At 56.6% G+C, this 14,543-nt stretch carries 16 protein-coding genes; 6 read left to right on the forward strand and 10 right to left on the reverse strand.

From position 1 onward, the window contains the following. Window positions 1-14: 14 nt before the first annotated feature. Complete coding sequence (locus KCG45_RS05140) at window positions 15-746, forward strand: hypothetical protein (RefSeq protein WP_218315997.1); 732 nt, start codon at window positions 15-17, stop codon at window positions 744-746. Window positions 747-872: 126 nt separating this feature from the next. Here the strand turns inward: KCG45_RS05140 and KCG45_RS05145 are convergent, their stop codons facing one another. After that, a complete protein-coding gene (locus tag KCG45_RS05145) occupies window positions 873-1,298 on the reverse strand; it encodes a hypothetical protein (protein WP_218315998.1) in 426 nt (141 codons plus the stop codon). Between the two features lie 278 nt (window positions 1,299-1,576). On the opposite strand from KCG45_RS05145, the gene KCG45_RS05150 reads away from it, so the two are divergent. After that, a complete protein-coding gene (locus KCG45_RS05150; protein ID WP_218315999.1) occupies window positions 1,577-2,182 on the forward strand; it encodes a hypothetical protein in 606 nt (201 codons plus the stop codon). A 9-nt stretch (window positions 2,183-2,191) separates the two neighbouring features. Beyond that, window positions 2,192-2,944, forward strand: a complete 753-nt coding sequence (locus KCG45_RS05155) for a response regulator transcription factor (RefSeq protein WP_218316000.1) — start codon at window positions 2,192-2,194, stop codon at window positions 2,942-2,944. A gap of 265 nt (window positions 2,945-3,209) precedes the next feature. Here KCG45_RS05155 and KCG45_RS05160 read toward each other — a convergent pair whose 3' ends face one another. The 4 genes from KCG45_RS05160 to KCG45_RS05175 are packed head-to-tail and all read right to left on the reverse strand — an operon-like array spanning window position 3,210 to window position 8,777. Continuing rightward, window positions 3,210-4,820 (reverse strand): hypothetical protein, encoded by a 1,611-nt coding sequence (locus KCG45_RS05160; RefSeq protein ID WP_218316001.1) that lies wholly within the window; start codon window positions 4,818-4,820, stop codon window positions 3,210-3,212. After that, window positions 4,817-5,488 carry a hypothetical protein gene (locus KCG45_RS05165; protein WP_218316002.1) on the reverse strand — a complete coding sequence of 224 codons (672 nt, stop codon included), beginning with the start codon at window positions 5,486-5,488 and terminating at the stop codon, window positions 4,817-4,819. The genes KCG45_RS05160 and KCG45_RS05165 overlap by 4 nt, the downstream gene beginning before the upstream one ends. Beyond that, entirely contained in the window at window positions 5,485-7,449 is a 1,965-nt protein-coding gene (locus KCG45_RS05170; protein WP_218316003.1) for a glycosyltransferase family 2 protein, read from the reverse strand. The genes KCG45_RS05165 and KCG45_RS05170 overlap by 4 nt, the downstream gene beginning before the upstream one ends. Before the next feature lie 2 nt (window positions 7,450-7,451). Then, window positions 7,452-8,777 carry a nucleotide sugar dehydrogenase gene (locus KCG45_RS05175; RefSeq protein WP_255547956.1) on the reverse strand — a complete coding sequence of 442 codons (1,326 nt, stop codon included), beginning with the start codon at window positions 8,775-8,777 and terminating at the stop codon, window positions 7,452-7,454. 509 nt (window positions 8,778-9,286) lie between these two features. Between KCG45_RS05175 and rplM the strand changes: the two genes are divergently transcribed. Next, window positions 9,287-9,766, forward strand: a complete 480-nt coding sequence (gene rplM, locus KCG45_RS05180) for a 50S ribosomal protein L13 (RefSeq protein ID WP_218316004.1) — start codon at window positions 9,287-9,289, stop codon at window positions 9,764-9,766. Beyond that, window positions 9,766-10,296, forward strand: a complete 531-nt coding sequence (gene rpsI / locus KCG45_RS05185) for a 30S ribosomal protein S9 (RefSeq protein WP_218316005.1) — start codon at window positions 9,766-9,768, stop codon at window positions 10,294-10,296. The genes rplM and rpsI overlap by 1 nt, the downstream gene beginning before the upstream one ends. An 81-nt stretch (window positions 10,297-10,377) precedes the next feature. On the opposite strand, the gene KCG45_RS05190 is transcribed toward rpsI, so the two are convergent. The 3 genes from KCG45_RS05190 to KCG45_RS05200 all read right to left on the reverse strand — a co-directional run bounded on the left by KCG45_RS05190 (window position 10,378) and on the right by KCG45_RS05200 (window position 11,810). After that, complete coding sequence (locus KCG45_RS05190; RefSeq protein ID WP_218316006.1) at window positions 10,378-10,575, reverse strand: hypothetical protein; 198 nt, start codon at window positions 10,573-10,575, stop codon at window positions 10,378-10,380. A 156-nt stretch (window positions 10,576-10,731) separates the two neighbouring features. Further along, entirely contained in the window at window positions 10,732-11,481 is a 750-nt protein-coding gene (locus KCG45_RS05195) for a metallophosphoesterase family protein (RefSeq protein ID WP_218316007.1), read from the reverse strand. Between the two features lie 56 nt (window positions 11,482-11,537). Beyond that, on the reverse strand, window positions 11,538-11,810 hold the full coding sequence (locus KCG45_RS05200; RefSeq protein ID WP_218316008.1) for a hypothetical protein: 273 nt from the start codon (window positions 11,808-11,810) through the stop codon (window positions 11,538-11,540). Window positions 11,811-12,034: 224 nt separating this feature from the next. Between KCG45_RS05200 and KCG45_RS05205 the strand changes: the two genes are divergently transcribed. Next, complete coding sequence (locus tag KCG45_RS05205) at window positions 12,035-12,343, forward strand: UrcA family protein (protein ID WP_218316009.1); 309 nt, start codon at window positions 12,035-12,037, stop codon at window positions 12,341-12,343. Between the two features lie 155 nt (window positions 12,344-12,498). Here KCG45_RS05205 and KCG45_RS05210 read toward each other — a convergent pair whose 3' ends face one another. Further along, window positions 12,499-13,254 carry a LytR/AlgR family response regulator transcription factor gene (locus KCG45_RS05210; protein ID WP_218316010.1) on the reverse strand — a complete coding sequence of 252 codons (756 nt, stop codon included), beginning with the start codon at window positions 13,252-13,254 and terminating at the stop codon, window positions 12,499-12,501. Continuing rightward, window positions 13,247-14,431 carry a sensor histidine kinase gene (locus KCG45_RS05215; protein ID WP_255547957.1) on the reverse strand — a complete coding sequence of 395 codons (1,185 nt, stop codon included), beginning with the start codon at window positions 14,429-14,431 and terminating at the stop codon, window positions 13,247-13,249. Before KCG45_RS05215 ends, KCG45_RS05210 begins: the two co-directional genes overlap by 8 nt. Window positions 14,432-14,543: the final 112 nt, after the last annotated feature.

The following is a 14,543-nucleotide window of genomic DNA, read 5'->3' on the forward strand; positions in this document are numbered from 1 at the left end:
GGTCGGAGATTGAAATGACGAGAGCAACTCGTCGCGGGGCCGTTGCGGGATTGGCCGGTTTGGGCTTTGGTGCCGGAGCCGCCATTGTCCCCTTACCATTGCACGCGAAAACACCGATCACCGCTCCTCAGGGGCCGATGCTGCTCAAGCGGCGGATAGAGCGTGCGCTCCGCGACGGCGCGACGCTGGTGATCGAACGGGAGTGGGAGGTGCGCTTCGCGGTGCAGGGCCAGGGGATTGCAATCGGCGGTCGCCAATTGTCCGCCCATGTCGAGGCGCCCGCCGCGCTCGCAGCGCTTGCTCGCATCGAGGAGGACCGTTCGACCGAGGCGATGTGGGCCATCCTGCTTGCGGAAAACGGTCTGATAGCCGCTGCGGGGACATACACCCAGAAGCACGATATCGACGCGGCTGCTTCACAGGCAAGGTCGATCATCGCGAAACGGCCGGAAAGCGCAGATGCGAAAGCATTGCATCGGACCAACATCGCCCAATTGCAGAAAGCCGGCGGTGCCTTGTTGGACCAACTCCCGCCCGACCTCTTCTTTCCGGCCAGTGACACTCCACGCGAAATGACGCGCAAGATCGAAATGGCAGGTGGTCAGACGGGCCGCTTCATTGTTCGTTACGTCGCCAAGCGGGCCCGTAACAATGCGTGGCTCGCCCATGCGCAGCGAACCATCGTCACTGCGATCGGCGATGACGAGCGCAGATCGTCCGACACCTGGGTGATGTCAGCCCTATGATGTGCAAGAGCACGCCGCGTTGCCTGGTGAATGGAAAAGGCCCGGTGTCTGAGGGTCGAAGTCAGACACCGGGCTAAGTGCGCGCGCCCTTGGGGGGGGTCAGGGACTGGGCGCGGCGCTTTCCTACTATTGGATCGAACCCTGGAGTGGATGTTCAGCCCGATAGTCGGCAATCGCAAGCAACCAACCCAGAACGGACTTTGTGATGTCCCAGGTACGGCGCTTTTCGTTTACGGAGACGAGGGTCTCTTCGACCAGCCGCAGCGCGACTTCATCCGTGTTTCTTTGTGAGAAATAGATCTCAAGGCAAATCTCGAATTCCTGCATTAGCTGCCCGAAAGCGCGCTTATCGCCGATCAAGGAGCGGTTCATGAGCGAACGCCAGGCTGGCGGGTCTTCGTATCCAACGTAAGCCTCGGCCGTTGTCGGTCGGCGGGCAACGTCGGGAAGCTTGAAGCGTTGGTGCTTCACTCTGCCCTCGAAAGGGAAGCCCCGCGGATGCGCCACGGATCCGGCGCCCTCGGTCGTTATTGTGTTTTGGTAGAGGCTCATGCCGCCCTCCGCTTCTCGACGACCCACCTTGGTTCGTGATTTGTAAGGTGGTGTTTTTCGCTGCTGCGGTATTTCACGATCAGCGCGAAATTGTTCAAATCCCGGACGCAGCGCAATTTTCGAAGCTTCGGACGCAAAAGAACCTGTTTTCAGCAGCGAATCACGAAAACCGTGCCGCGATTTCGAAAGCGGATCGCCGGTTGGGGGTCGAGGGTCATGCTCACGGATTCTCCGAACACGCCTATCTGGCCCTCATGTTGCGAAAGGTCGCTGATACCATGTCGGAAAAAACCGAGATCGCACAGCGACTTGTCCGTGACGATGTTCAGTTCATCTCCAGCCTGCTGAACATAGAACGACGCAATCTTCTTCCCGATTGCTTTGCCGATTGCGCAAAGGCCTTGCGGGCGCTCAGCCTCAGGATCGAGATACTTTCCTTTATCGACAACTTCGTTTTCGCTAAAAACGGCAGTCCAACTCTCCCGGCGGACGAGTTTTTGGCCGCGCTGATCGAGCTGATGAACGACCGCTATAAATTCACCTTGAGTGGTCTCGCGATCGAAGTCGGTGGGGTCGTTTCCCATCGCAAAAGCCGCGGTATCGCCCTCATAATCAACGAAGTGCTTATTGCCTGGATGCGCGGTCGGTCATCCGATGACGGGACCGAGGCCAGTTTCGAGTTTACCCGAATGCCGGACGAAATCGTCCTCCGGATCAAGCTCGCACCTTTGATCGACGAGGAGAGTGAAGTAAGTAGAGTCGTGCTGACTGAATTGCTGCGAGAACACGCGGGTGACATGCAGCCCACAAATCTAGCCGGCGAAAGCGGATGGAGTATTACACTGCCTGATCCCAATCATCTCAAATTCTCAGACAGCGCTTAAGGGCTTCGCATGGCAAAAGTGCTGATCATCGAGAATGACCGCATCGCGGCCCGAGATTTGTTCGAGATAGTCAAATCGCTCGAACACGAACCGGTCGGCATCGCGACCAATTTCGACGATGCGAAGGCGCTGGCCTCCGAACATGCGCCCGAAATCGCGCTGATCGATATTCACATTGATGGCGATAAAGACGGGATCGCGCTCGCAGCCGAGCTACGCGAAGACCACTCCATGGCGCTGGCATTTCTGACGAGTCATGCCGACAAGCAGACGGTGGCGAAAGCCTCCGCAATCCGGCCCAACGGGTACCTCATAAAGCCGTTCGATTCGGCCTCCGTCGATGCCCTCGTAAGCACGGCGCTGGCCAATTACGATTCAAGCCAGGCAAGCGTCGATTGCAAGCGTCTGCTCGAAAGCGAGGGGCCGCAAAAGTCGGCGCTGAGCGAAGCCCATGCGAACAAGGTGTGCGATTACATAGATCACCACCTCGATGAGCACGTTAAGATCGAAGAGCTCGCCGAGCTTTGCGGTCTCGGCGAATCGTCCTTCACCCGGCAATTCCATGCGCGGTTCGGTACGTCACCGTACAACTTCCTGATCACGCAGCGCATCGGCGAAGCGAAGCGCCTCTTGCGCAACACCGCCTGGTCGATCGCCGACATCGCCCTGGCGGTCGGCTTCTCAAATCAGGCGCACTTTACTACCACCTTCAAGAAATTCGTCGAGGTTACGCCGTCCGAATATCGGCGCCTTACGCATTGATGCGCTATATCGGTTTTCGCTTAGAGCCGTGTGTCTTAGCGATCGATTTTTCACGCAGAGACATTCCTTAGCCTCTGTCCTCGAAAAGGACTACGAGGTTGCGCCGAAGAAAATCAGCGCCTTTGAGCTTGGAAATTCAAAAATTGCAGTGGGCCAAAGTGTTCAGGAAGAATGCAATGCCGAGCACGGTGCAAAAACGTCAACGCCCTGGGGGCGAGATCAGTCTTTGGGAACTGATGATTGGAGAGCGCATGATCCCTCTAGCTCAGGCGCTATCATCGACTCTGAAAGTCTGGCGGCTCTCTATCCGGCCGTTATCTAAGTAGTGGATGAAAGCAGGTATGCCTGCCTCGGTCACGTCGGCATGCACCTTGTGGTACTCCAGCGAATCGAAATCTGGGCCCGGATTGCGCAATTCGTATCCGCCATGCAGCACGAAATGCCGAGCAGGTTCCGCTCCGCTGTTTGCAATGTCAGGGTAAGTCGCGACATACCACTCGGGATCGAACCACTCAGACGCTTTGACTAGATCGATTTCCTTGGCGATTCTGTCTTTCGCTTTCTTTCTGGCGCGCAACCGATGGAACTGCAGGAGATCCGCCTGCAAGCGGTTCTTCGAGGCGGTCAATTGGGCAGTTATATTGCTACGTCTTGCGAACTGATCATGCTGAGATTCCAAGGCAGAGTTGTGTTTGGTTTTGAGTGCGGCGATCTCTTTCCTCAAGGACTCTGTCATTCGGGTAAGAGCAGTGGTTTCTGAGAAGCGCATCTCACGCTCAGCCTTGAAATCCTTCTCTAGAGACACGTACCGCGCTGTTTCTTTTGTCAGCGCCGACACATGCTCAGCGAGCTCTTTTTCGAGATCGGCAAGTTCGACTTTGTGCGCAGCTTTAAGCGACTCATGCTCAACTTCACGAACGGCAGCTTGGGCTCGCAATTCGGCTATAATTGCTCGATCATCGAACAGCTGGCTCTCGATCTCCGCGATTCTCCGCGTACGAAGGTCATAAGCTTCAACAAGGGTTTCGTACTTACTCTGCGTAGTTTCAAATGCGGCGCGGTTTTCGGTCGCCAGCCCCTCCGCCTCAATTCTAGCTGATTTCTCTTTAGCAGCGCGTACGACCCCGAGCAGCCCTTGGCCAACGCGGCGAAATACTTTTTCGACCGCGAAAGTGGTATGCCCACTTTCACTTGCCTCAAACAGCGCACCCAGATGGTGCGGCTTATCACCTGTCAGGATGAACATTCTGAAGCCCTGTTCAGAAGAAAAGTGAACTGAGCGATGCGCTTTCATAAAGCGTTCAAGTGCCGCCGCATCTGCACCGTTTTCTTGCACTGTATTCTCGCCATGGACGAACAAAATTCCAGACTTGCTGAGCCTGCTGGCCAAGACTTCCAATCTCTGCGCCAAGCCTTCCGGTGCAGCTGCAAGATCGAGAATAATCAGATCGAGGGATGATTCCGGCATACTGTCAACTAGCTTGTCGAGGTCCGCGCCGGGTGCGAGCCTAGAAATATCCTCGTAGAGCATGTCCTCGTGCCTTGCGAGCTCAGGAGGAACGCCGGAAGGCCGCTCCTCATTTTCGGCATCTTCCCAGAAACCGTGGCCGACACATATTCCGGTATCGCTCATCTGCTCCAGCGTCTGGCAAAGCGCGAAATGCAGAACGCCGTCGCCTGCTCCGACGACCGCTACATTGCGAAGACGGAGCGTTGCACATGCCCAGAAAAGAAACGGCACGTGAGCTACCGAAGGACTGTCGACCAGATAGCGAGGTCGCAGGAAGAGAGTCTCAAACGCTGCCGGAGCGAAAGGATCGCTGGTAAGATCTGCGATCGTCGTGGGACCGTTTGTAGATGTGGGCATATTGCTCATGTGATATTTCGACCATCGCCCGGAGACGACGATTTATTGCGAAGATTGTTCTTGTAAGGTGGCTGGTCCATACCGTGATAGGTCGCTCGGAAAAAATTTTCCATGAGTTTTCGAATCTCCGAAGCGTCTAGCTGGCGCGGCTCGACTCTGAATACCGCCAATCGGCCGACGATCTTTGTCGGTTTCAGGAAGCCCTCAACACTATGATAGGCGGGGCGGGACTTATAATCGTCGAAAAGAAGAGTGACGGTTTGCCTGGTTCGAAGCGCCACTGCCATGAGACAGGCCGGTCGAAATCGACCATCGATAAGCACGACATCAGGTTGTCGAAAGAAGGGCTCGTCCCAAATCGCGAGTGGGTAGTTGTGAAAATTGGTCCAGCTGTCCGAGTTGAGTGGGCGCCCCCAGTCGCCCGTGGGGCCGATGTCGACATGATAAACGGTTGCGGGAGACGAAAGCTTGCGTGAGTCGATCTCGTGCTGGAGCCGAAGAGCCCATTCTCGATCGGACTCCACGCTGAACACCAGCTTTCCCGGCTTTTCCGCCGCGATTATTGTGGACCCGCCTGAGCCATACTCTAGGATCACCGTGGCTTTTTCATAAATGGCGCGGACGAGTTCTGCCTCATCCTTAGGGAAAGACAACTCCGGCCAATTTTGCTCGCTCATTTCCGGCGCATTCTTTGGAAAAATCGGCTGACGTAGAGCTCGTCCCTGAACCTCGGCAAGAGTTTCTCCAACTTCTCCGCAGTAGAGTTGTTCAATTTCTGCAAGGATTTCTCGATACCCTCGTAGCCCCAGGGCTTTGCGGCCGCGAGCTTGTCCCTGATTACTCCCTCCTTTTTCTTGTTCTCTCTGAACAAGGGAACGTCGTCCTCGGCCAGCTCACCCGATGCCAGCCAACCAGCATGGCGCTGGATGCACACCATGGGAACTCCCATCTGGCGAGCAAGAACGGAAAACTCGATATCGACCATACCTCCTGCTCCCCAAGCTTCAGGGGCGATCTTGTCAAACGCACCTGACCAGAATCCTACTGTGCCAGTGCCTAGATTGTTGACTAGAACAGGGTTCGCCAAATCGTCTGCGGAAAAGTGAAAAACCACTCTCTGTCTGGAATACTTCTGTGGGTTTTCCACCAACAGAACACCATGAACCCCCACAACTGCAGATCGGTCGAACTCGTCAATGCCTGCGATGAGGTGCCGCACGTAATCATGAGGATATACGATATCGTCATCGAAGGTGAAATAGTAGAAGCCCTCTGGGAATCTCTTCTTGCACTGGTCGAACATCAGGAATTTCGCATTGTCTCGAAAATCTATGTCGTAGTTTTCAGATCTATAAATTTCGACCTTTTTCGAGCTCAGGAAATCTGGAATGCGCGCATATTTATCGAGATACACATGCAGCTCATCAACCTGCGGAAGGAGGCGCTCAATCACTTTTTCGAAGGCGCCAATCCGGCTGGGAATGCTGCAAACAGCCCCAATCACCGGTGCTCGTGAGGGGGTGATCGCTGCTATTTCAGGAGGATAAGCCTGCTGCGCCTTGTTGGGAACGGGCGGGAAATTGGATCGGTACCAGTCAGGTTTCGAGCCGTTTTCTTCAAGTCTTTTGGAAAATATCGAGACATACGCTCTTCTGCTTTTGCTTGAGCTTTGGCCAATAGAACCGTCGGCCCTAACAGTGACCATGTCGGCGATAAGCGAATTCGGCCGCAATTCAGCGTTGTACAGCGATACCGGGAGATCTTGGACGCTGTGGCTTCCGCACAGATGTCGAAGGCGACGGAACCATTCATCGTCACCTGCCTTGCGAACGGCATCAAAGAATCCGATCTCATCGAAAACGCGACGTCGGACACACAACGTAATCAAGCCAAGTTTTGCGAAGTCGCCTTCACGTGCAATAACACTGAAGTTGTCGGGGTTGAAGCGCGCGTATTTTGTTCGCGTCGCGATTAGGGTTTCATCATCAATAAGTGGTTCGATTTGACAAGCAACACGATGGGCATGCGAGTAATCGTCGGAGTCCTGGAAAAGAATGAAGTCACCCTTCGCCTCTTTTATCGCAATGTTTTTTGCGAGATAGGTGCCACTGTTCCTGGCCAACCTGATCGCTCGTACAGCACTTCCGGTTTGCACTTCGAGCGCTTGTAAGACGCTCCATGTACGATCAGTGCTGGCATCGTCGCATATGACCACTTCCAAGTTCGGATAACTCTGCATCAGCATGGATTGGACCGCCGCTTCCACCGTGTCCTCGGCGTTGTGTGAGGTCATTACGACAGTGACCTTCGGCAGGTCCGGTCGCGTCAGTAAGTTAAGGACTTCTTTGCGCCTGCGGTATCGCGCCCACTCTTTTTTGCAGAAATCACGAATGTCGATCGGATCGCCACCTTCACCACCAACAGGCAACTTATTCCATGGCTTGGCGGCAGCGGCATGCTTTTGGTGACTGCCGCCCGGCTTGCCGAGGCGCCCTAGTCGCGCGCCGTAGCGTTCGAAGTGGTCCGCCGGGTCCATTCTGAGCATATCGACATCTGGATATTGCGAACGGTACCATTCCGGGTCGAAGTCACCTATCGTAGCGGCGGACACTTCTCCAACATTCTTTTCGCGGCCCATGTTTACAGCCTCAGATCGCTGTCTTCGATTTCAAAGACGGCTTTCAGGTCAAATAGAATTCCGCCCGGCTTCACCAGTTTGCGCAGCGCCAGGGCGCCCCCCTGCATCACATCATCGTGCGGCACCGCCAATATCAGGACATCATAATCTCCGGTGTCGGGCAATGAAGTTGCGATCTCGAGCCCGTATTCCCGCTGCACGCTGCTCGGGTCAGCCCAGGTGTCAGCAATGTCGACGGCCATACCAAAGCTTTCCAGATCCGTGACAAGATCTACGACCTTGGTATTGCGGGTGTCAGGACAGTTCTCCTTAAAGGAAAACCCGACGACCAGCACTTTTGCGCCCTTTACGGCAATATCAGTTGCGATCATTTTCTTGATCAGTCTGACCACGGTATTCCTAGCCATACCATCGTTAATCTCGCGGGCGGTGCGGATAATGTCAGGGATGAATCCCGCAGCCATCGACTTGTGCACCAAATAGTATGGATCAACGCCAATGCAGTGACCGCCAACAAGGCCGGGACGCATGTTTATAAAATTCCATTTTGTAGCGGCGGCATCAAGTACTTCGTTGGTATCAACGCCGAGCTGGGAAAAGATAATAGATAGTTCGTTCACAAGGGCAATGTTCACATCGCGTTGTGTGTTCTCGACAATTTTCGACGCTTCAGCGACCTTAATCGAGCTTGCCTTAAAGGTGCCTGCTTCGATGATCCGGCCATACAACGAATCCACAAAATCGGCGACTTCCGGTGTGGATCCAGAGGTAACTTTGATAATCTTGTGGATCGGGCGCTCCTTGTCGCCGGGATTGATACGCTCGGGGCTATATCCGGCGAAGAAATCACTATTGAACCGAAGTCCGGAATACTTCTCGACAATGGGAAGACAATCCTCCTCGGTCGCGCCAGGGTAGACGGTTGACTCATAGACAACGACCCCGCCTTTGCGGATCACTCGTCCCACAATCTCGGAGGCTGCGAGGAGTGGCTGCAGATCAGGGGTTCGGGCAGAGGTAATCGGCGTAGGAACCGCGACCACAAGGACATCGCATCCAACAAGATCTTCTTCACTGGATGAGAATTTCAGCTTCGATGCGGCCCGAAGATCCTCCATATCCAGCTCTGCAGTGCTGTCATGTCCCGCGATGAGCTGCTCAACCCGGGTTTTGCTGATGTCGAATCCGATGGTATTGTAATACCGCCCGAATGCAGCTGCGAGCGGCAACCCGACATAGCCAAGCCCGATCACTCCGACCTTCACGTTCTCGATTGACGGCAATCGCACATCCGTGCGTATTTGCGATCGAGCCGATCCCAAACCCATGCTAGTTTCCCTTTTATTCTGGTGCTTTCAGCGCATCCGATCATTGAATGCAACAGCCGAATCATGGTTAAAGTCCGGAATGGCTCGCTGCTTCAGCGTCATAAATCTTTACAGAATGGCCGATACCCGCCCAGATAAACGCCTGAAGGGAAAAGTCTATGGGAGAACCGCTCCTTTGACATTCACCCATTGCGCGACCAACCATTGGCGTCTGGAATTGCGGAGTGGCCACCGGAGCGGAATGAGCAAGCGCGCCAAGCTGTGCCGTCTTGTTATCAAACGCTCTTTGCGTGCCGAGTTTTCCTACCCGAGAATCGCTGCGGTATTATTTTACCTCCACCGAGCACCCCGGTTTTGCTTGACTTGAAGCCGATTGCCGCACAAATGCGCCGCACTCAAAGCTTCCGGCATCGGCCGGAGCGAGATTCGCCAGACCTGTCTCGGGACACTGTCCGCAAGCCGGAATCTGGCATCAACACAACCGATTTTGGTTTAAGGATAAAGCAGCCATGAAGGCTATCAGCAAGCAGACCCGGTCGATCAAGCCGGCAGAGGTCGAGAAGAACTGGCACATCATCGACGCGGATGGCCTCGTCGTTGGCCGTCTCGCCGCGATCATCGCCAATCACCTGCGCGGTAAGCACAAACCGAGCTACACCCCGCACGTCGATTGCGGCGACCATGTGATCGTCATCAACGCCGACAAGGTGAAGTTCACCAGCAACAAAGCGACCAAGAAGGTCTATTACAAGCACACCGGCCACCCGGGCGGGATCAAGGAAACCACTCCTGCGAAGATCCTCGAGGGTCGTTTCCCAGAGCGCGTGCTTTCGAAAGCTGTCGAGCGCATGATTCCGCGCGGTCCGCTGGGCCGTCAGCAGATGAAGGCTCTCCACCTCTACAACGGAACCGAGCATCCGCATGATGGGCAGAGCCCGACCGTGCTCGACGTTGCTTCCATGAACCGCAAGAACAAGGTCACCTCGTAATGGCTGACGAAAACAACACCGTTTCCGATCTTTCGGATCTCAAGGAAATCGCTGGCGACGCTCCGGCTGCGGATGCCGCTGAAATCGCGGAAACCGTTTCGCAGAACCCGCCTACCCCGCTGCGTGAGCAGGAGCTTGACGCTCAGGGCCGCGCCTATGCAACCGGCCGACGCAAGGATGCAACCGCCCGCGTCTGGGTAAAGCCCGGCTCCGGCAAAGTGACCGTCAATGGCAAGGATCAGGAAGTGTACTTCGCACGTCCGACCCTGCGTCTGATCATCAACCAACCGTTCGCGATTACCGAACGCGAAGGTCAGTACGACGTCGTGGCAACCGTAAAAGGCGGCGGTCTTTCCGGCCAGGCCGGTGCAGTCAAGCATGGCATCAGCCAGGCCTTGTCGAAGTACGAACCGGAGCTCCGCGCGACCGTTAAGTCGGCCGGGTTCCTCACCCGCGACAGCCGCGTGGTCGAACGTAAGAAGTATGGCCGCGCGAAAGCCCGCCGTAGCTTCCAGTTCTCGAAGCGCTAATTCGCTTACGACAGCTACCCGAATACGAAAGGGCGGCTCCCCACGGGGATGCCGCCCTTTTTATTTGCGCTCAGTCTTCGATCAGCGCTGCAGCGCGAGGATACCCCAGGATAGCCCCGTGCCAGACAGGAAGAGCGGCCAGGACCAGAACACTTTGTGATCGCCGAGCGCCATGGAATGGACTGCCAAGGCCCCGCCGCTCGATCCCTGCGAGCCGACCACAATGGCAACAACCAGTGTCAGTACCGCTCCCAATACGAATGCTTTCAACATGTCCATTGCGTGCGCCCCCTCCATAGGTGTTCGCCAAACGTCGATCTTCTTCCCCCAGAACGGCTAGGGGAGTTCCCCTGTTCATGGAGAACAAGTTCTTAACGAGGATCAGCTAAGAAAGGTTAAACGTGTAAGCGGACGCCCAACCAAGCGCGCAGGCGCTTAAATATGGGCTGGCGTTAACGTGCGCAGCTCGGTCTCGACATCGCCACCCTGCTTGCAGGTGATGACCCGGTATGATGGAGGCGCCCCGTGGCGCAGCCTCGTCGATAACGTTCCGGTCCCCAGCATCCGCATGGAATGCCCATCTCTTTCGCGCACCTCGTCAAAGGGCACGTGGACATGACCTGAAACGATGACATCGGCGCCCGCTGCCGCGATCGCGGCAAACGCTCTGTCACCACCGATTGTCGGGTTCTCGTCATCCTTGGGCCCGAGCAGCGGATGGTGCGCGGTGACCATGATTGTGCGCGGGTCATCTTTGAGTTCGCCCAAACGGGTGAGCGTATTCTCAAGTGCGCGATCGGTCACGAAACCATCGGACCAGGGAAAACGCGGCTGCGCGCGTACCGTAGTCTTCAGCGGGACGAATACGGCGTCTTTGGATTCATAGGCGGTTCCCGCGTTATCGTTCAGCTGGCGATAGCGGCGGTACGGATCGGTGAAGCGCTCCCACAGATTGTAGTAGGGCATGTCGTGATTGCCCGGATCGAACAGGATCGGCACCTTCAGTCCCCGGAACCACTGTGCCGCATCCGCATATTGGCGTTTCGTGGCGCGCTGTGTAAGGTCGCCTGTGCACAATACTACGTCGGGTCGCTCTGCTGCGACGGCGCGTTCGACGACGGAGATCGCCTCAGGATCCTCGACCCCGAAATGCACGTCACTGATATGAAACAAGCGTGTAGGCATGGCGCTCTTCAAAGCGGGAAAGCGCCCGCGATGCAACGCCCAATCAATGCCCGACGTCACACCCGTCCGGTTAACAGCAACCAGGCGGTCAGCGCATTGAGCGCGCTATAGGCGAGATAGCCCCAGGCGAGGCCGGGCCATCCGTTTGCAGCCAGCAGCATTGCGGCGAGCAGGATCAGAAACTCCGCTATCAGCGTCAACCGTCCGCCGAGCATATGCACGAAGGGCGGCATTTGCTCGATTACGGGGTGATTGCTTGCAAACACTGCGCGGTTCAGAGTGAAGTTCCCGATACCCAGCACGAAAATGATAATGACGGCGGTCCACATGATTACATTATGGCGTAATCGCTCGTCGGATCAAAACATCCGTTGGTCGGCGGAATTGTAACGCCGGTCTTGCCCCCCCTACACCAATCGACTGGCGCGCGCTGTTTGGTCGAACCTCGCGTGATTGATGCGGCGCGGCGGCGTATTTCTCTAATCGACAGGACGCTTGGCATCCCCGGCTCGCAAACCTTTCGAGCGCCGAGGCCTGCAGGAGGAGAATAGATATGAAGACTTTCGCAATTGCCGCCGCATCGTTCAGCCTGATCGCTACGGCCACCCCTGCCTTCGCCGGATCGGACGGCGGAACAACACAGACGATCAGCACCGCAGGCCTCGATCTTTCGACGCCCGAAGGTCAGGATATGCTCGACCGCCGGATCGATCAGCTCGCGCGCCAGGTCTGCGGTGTCGGTGAGACCCGCACTGGTACACGCATCCCTTCGGCGAAGTCTCGCGATTGCTATGAAAAGGCGCTCGTAAGCGCGCAGCGTCAGGTCGCAGCCATGATCGAAAGCCAGCGACGCGGCGGTTGAACCCTAGGCAGAGATGTACTGCGCCTCGCGCTATGACGCGACTGCGCAGACATGACGGCCCGAACCCTACTTAGTCCCAGGGTTCGGGCCGTCACTTTCTTGTAATGGATTCAAAACGGAAAAGGAATTCCGGGAGCGATAGCCGGCAAAAAATCTTAGCGGCCGGCCATCGATTTGACCTTGGGAAGATAGGTCCGCCCGATCCGAAGCGCTTCGCCGCCTTGCAGTTCTGCCGACCAGACACCGAGCCCGTCATGCCGCAGTCCGCGAATGTTGTCACGGCGCAGGATGGTCGAACGGTGGATCCGGATGAACTTGTCAGGGTCCAGCCGCGCTTCCAGCCCCGCGATGGTTTGCAGAAGCAGGTACGACCGGGGAGCTTCCGGCGTGCCGACATGAAGCCGAACGTAATCGCGCTCCGCATCGATCTGGTGCACTTCGCTCACCGCGATCCGGAGCAGTTCCGACCGATGCGGCACCCACAACTCCTCAAGCCATTCGCTTGCGCTTTCCTTACGCTCGCCGCGGCGAGCCACGGCGCGCTCGATCGCCCGTTCCAGGCGGTCGCTGGAAACCGGCTTGAGAACGTAATCGATTGCTTCGAGATCGAATGCCTCGACTGCAAAATGATCGTGCGCCGTAACGAATATCACCGCCGGAGGGCTCTCGGCATCGGCGAATTTGCGGGCTACGCCCAGCCCATCGAGTTCTGGCATGGTCATGTCGAGCAGCACCAGGTCGGGATCAAGCTTTTCAGCCAGGCGCAGGGCTGCCGCGCCGTCGCTTGCGGTGCCGACCACGCGGATCGCGGGAAGCTCGGCGCAAATCACCTGAATCCGTTCAACCGCGAGCGGTTCGTCGTCGACGATCAATGTCCGCAGTGCAGTATCGCCATCCGCTTTTTCAACCATATCGTGGGGCCTGCCGTGTCAAAGGTATCCTGATTTCAGTCTTGTAGCCCGAAGCGGTCGGACCCGATGTAAAGCCGATGTCCGATCCGAAGCGCGCCTCCAACCGGTCGCGCACATTGGCAAGGCCGATGCCGAACCCGTGTGCGGAACCTTCAGGAATGCCTGGACCATCATCGGCGACGGTGATCACGAGGCGGTCGAACTCTTCGCGCGCGGTGACACTGACGGCCACCTTCCGCGACACGGGAGAGACGGCGTATTTTACCGAGTTCTCTACCAGCGGTTGGAGTATCATCCCCGGTACGCGCGCATCCTCGAGGTCCTCGGGCAGATCGAAATCGCAGGTCAGCCGCTCTGGAAACCGAACCGCCTCGATATCGAGATACAGTTTTTGAAGGTCGAATTCGTCCTTCAACTGAACATCGCTCGTTGGCTCATCCGCAAGGCTATGACGGTAAAAGCGGCTGATCGTCTGGATCATTCGCTCAGCGCGGTCCGCCTTGCCCGTCAGAACCAGCGCCGACAGCGAGTTGAGCGTGTTGAACAGGAAATGCGGGTTCACCTGGTAGCGAAGCGATCTCAGCTCCGCAGCTTTCGCAGCCGAGCGGAACTCTTGCTCACGCCGTTCCGCCACTCGCGCCTGCGCGATAGCCAGCAATGCAATATAAAGCGCGGACCACCCAAGCAGGATGTAATACCGACTGAGCCCCGCATCGATCAGCGAATACCAATTCGCGCCGGTCTCTTTCGCGTCCTGCAGCACAAGCGTCACGGTCGGTGGATCATCGGCGTCGAAATCTTCGCTGTTCTTCCACTGCCATTCGCGCGGCGCAGCAACCTCGGCCAGAAGATTGCCCGATTCGTCCCGGCGCAACGTGAAGCCGCGTTCCTCGGCATAGCGCTGCTCCATCCGCTCATTGAGAGGGGCGAACAGGACCTGATTGACCTTTGCTATTGCGAGCGCGCCCGGAAGGGCCGCAATCAGCGCGACGACGAACAGGACCCATCGCTTACGCGCTTCGAACAGCCGCATGATAAACCACAGGGCCATCGTGATGAGCACCGCGAAGGCGCAAACCAGCGACCGGCGCCAGAACAGCTCGAACTGGATGTCCATGCCGAGAAAGGTTCCGCGCGCTGAGATCAGCACGAAATACACCGCCCACAGCGCGACCATGGATAGAATCACCGTTCGAAACGGGACGCTTGCTTCATCATGGTGCGCAGGCGCAGACAAAGGATTAGCTGTTACCATCTGTGTGTTGCGAGATAGCGACTGGGATCGTCGT

Origin of the sequence: Erythrobacter ani (assembly GCF_019204025.1) — a bacterium.
Lineage (GTDB): Bacteria > Pseudomonadota > Alphaproteobacteria > Sphingomonadales > Sphingomonadaceae > Erythrobacter > Erythrobacter ani.

Excerpts from the sequence above, each read along its gene's own strand:
- KCG45_RS05140 (WP_218315997.1), top strand. The coding sequence starts at position 15 with ATGACGAGAGCAACTCGTCGCGGGGCCGTTGCGGGATTGGCCGGTTTG.
- KCG45_RS05145 (WP_218315998.1), bottom strand. The coding sequence starts at position 1,298 with ATGAGCCTCTACCAAAACACAATAACGACCGAGGGCGCCGGATCCGTG.
- KCG45_RS05150 (WP_218315999.1), top strand. The coding sequence starts at position 1,577 with ATGTCGGAAAAAACCGAGATCGCACAGCGACTTGTCCGTGACGATGTT.
- KCG45_RS05155 (WP_218316000.1), top strand. The coding sequence starts at position 2,192 with ATGGCAAAAGTGCTGATCATCGAGAATGACCGCATCGCGGCCCGAGAT.
- KCG45_RS05160 (WP_218316001.1), bottom strand. The coding sequence starts at position 4,820 with ATGAGCAATATGCCCACATCTACAAACGGTCCCACGACGATCGCAGAT.
- KCG45_RS05165 (WP_218316002.1), bottom strand. The coding sequence starts at position 5,488 with ATGAGCGAGCAAAATTGGCCGGAGTTGTCTTTCCCTAAGGATGAGGCA.
- KCG45_RS05170 (WP_218316003.1), bottom strand. The coding sequence starts at position 7,449 with ATGGGCCGCGAAAAGAATGTTGGAGAAGTGTCCGCCGCTACGATAGGT.
- KCG45_RS05175 (WP_255547956.1), bottom strand. The coding sequence starts at position 8,777 with ATGGGTTTGGGATCGGCTCGATCGCAAATACGCACGGATGTGCGATTG.
- rplM (WP_218316004.1), top strand. The coding sequence starts at position 9,287 with ATGAAGGCTATCAGCAAGCAGACCCGGTCGATCAAGCCGGCAGAGGTC.
- rpsI (WP_218316005.1), top strand. The coding sequence starts at position 9,766 with ATGGCTGACGAAAACAACACCGTTTCCGATCTTTCGGATCTCAAGGAA.
- KCG45_RS05190 (WP_218316006.1), bottom strand. The coding sequence starts at position 10,575 with ATGGACATGTTGAAAGCATTCGTATTGGGAGCGGTACTGACACTGGTT.
- KCG45_RS05195 (WP_218316007.1), bottom strand. The coding sequence starts at position 11,481 with ATGCCTACACGCTTGTTTCATATCAGTGACGTGCATTTCGGGGTCGAG.
- KCG45_RS05200 (WP_218316008.1), bottom strand. The coding sequence starts at position 11,810 with ATGTGGACCGCCGTCATTATCATTTTCGTGCTGGGTATCGGGAACTTC.
- KCG45_RS05205 (WP_218316009.1), top strand. The coding sequence starts at position 12,035 with ATGAAGACTTTCGCAATTGCCGCCGCATCGTTCAGCCTGATCGCTACG.
- KCG45_RS05210 (WP_218316010.1), bottom strand. The coding sequence starts at position 13,254 with ATGGTTGAAAAAGCGGATGGCGATACTGCACTGCGGACATTGATCGTC.
- KCG45_RS05215 (WP_255547957.1), bottom strand. The coding sequence starts at position 14,431 with ATGGTCGCGCTGTGGGCGGTGTATTTCGTGCTGATCTCAGCGCGCGGA.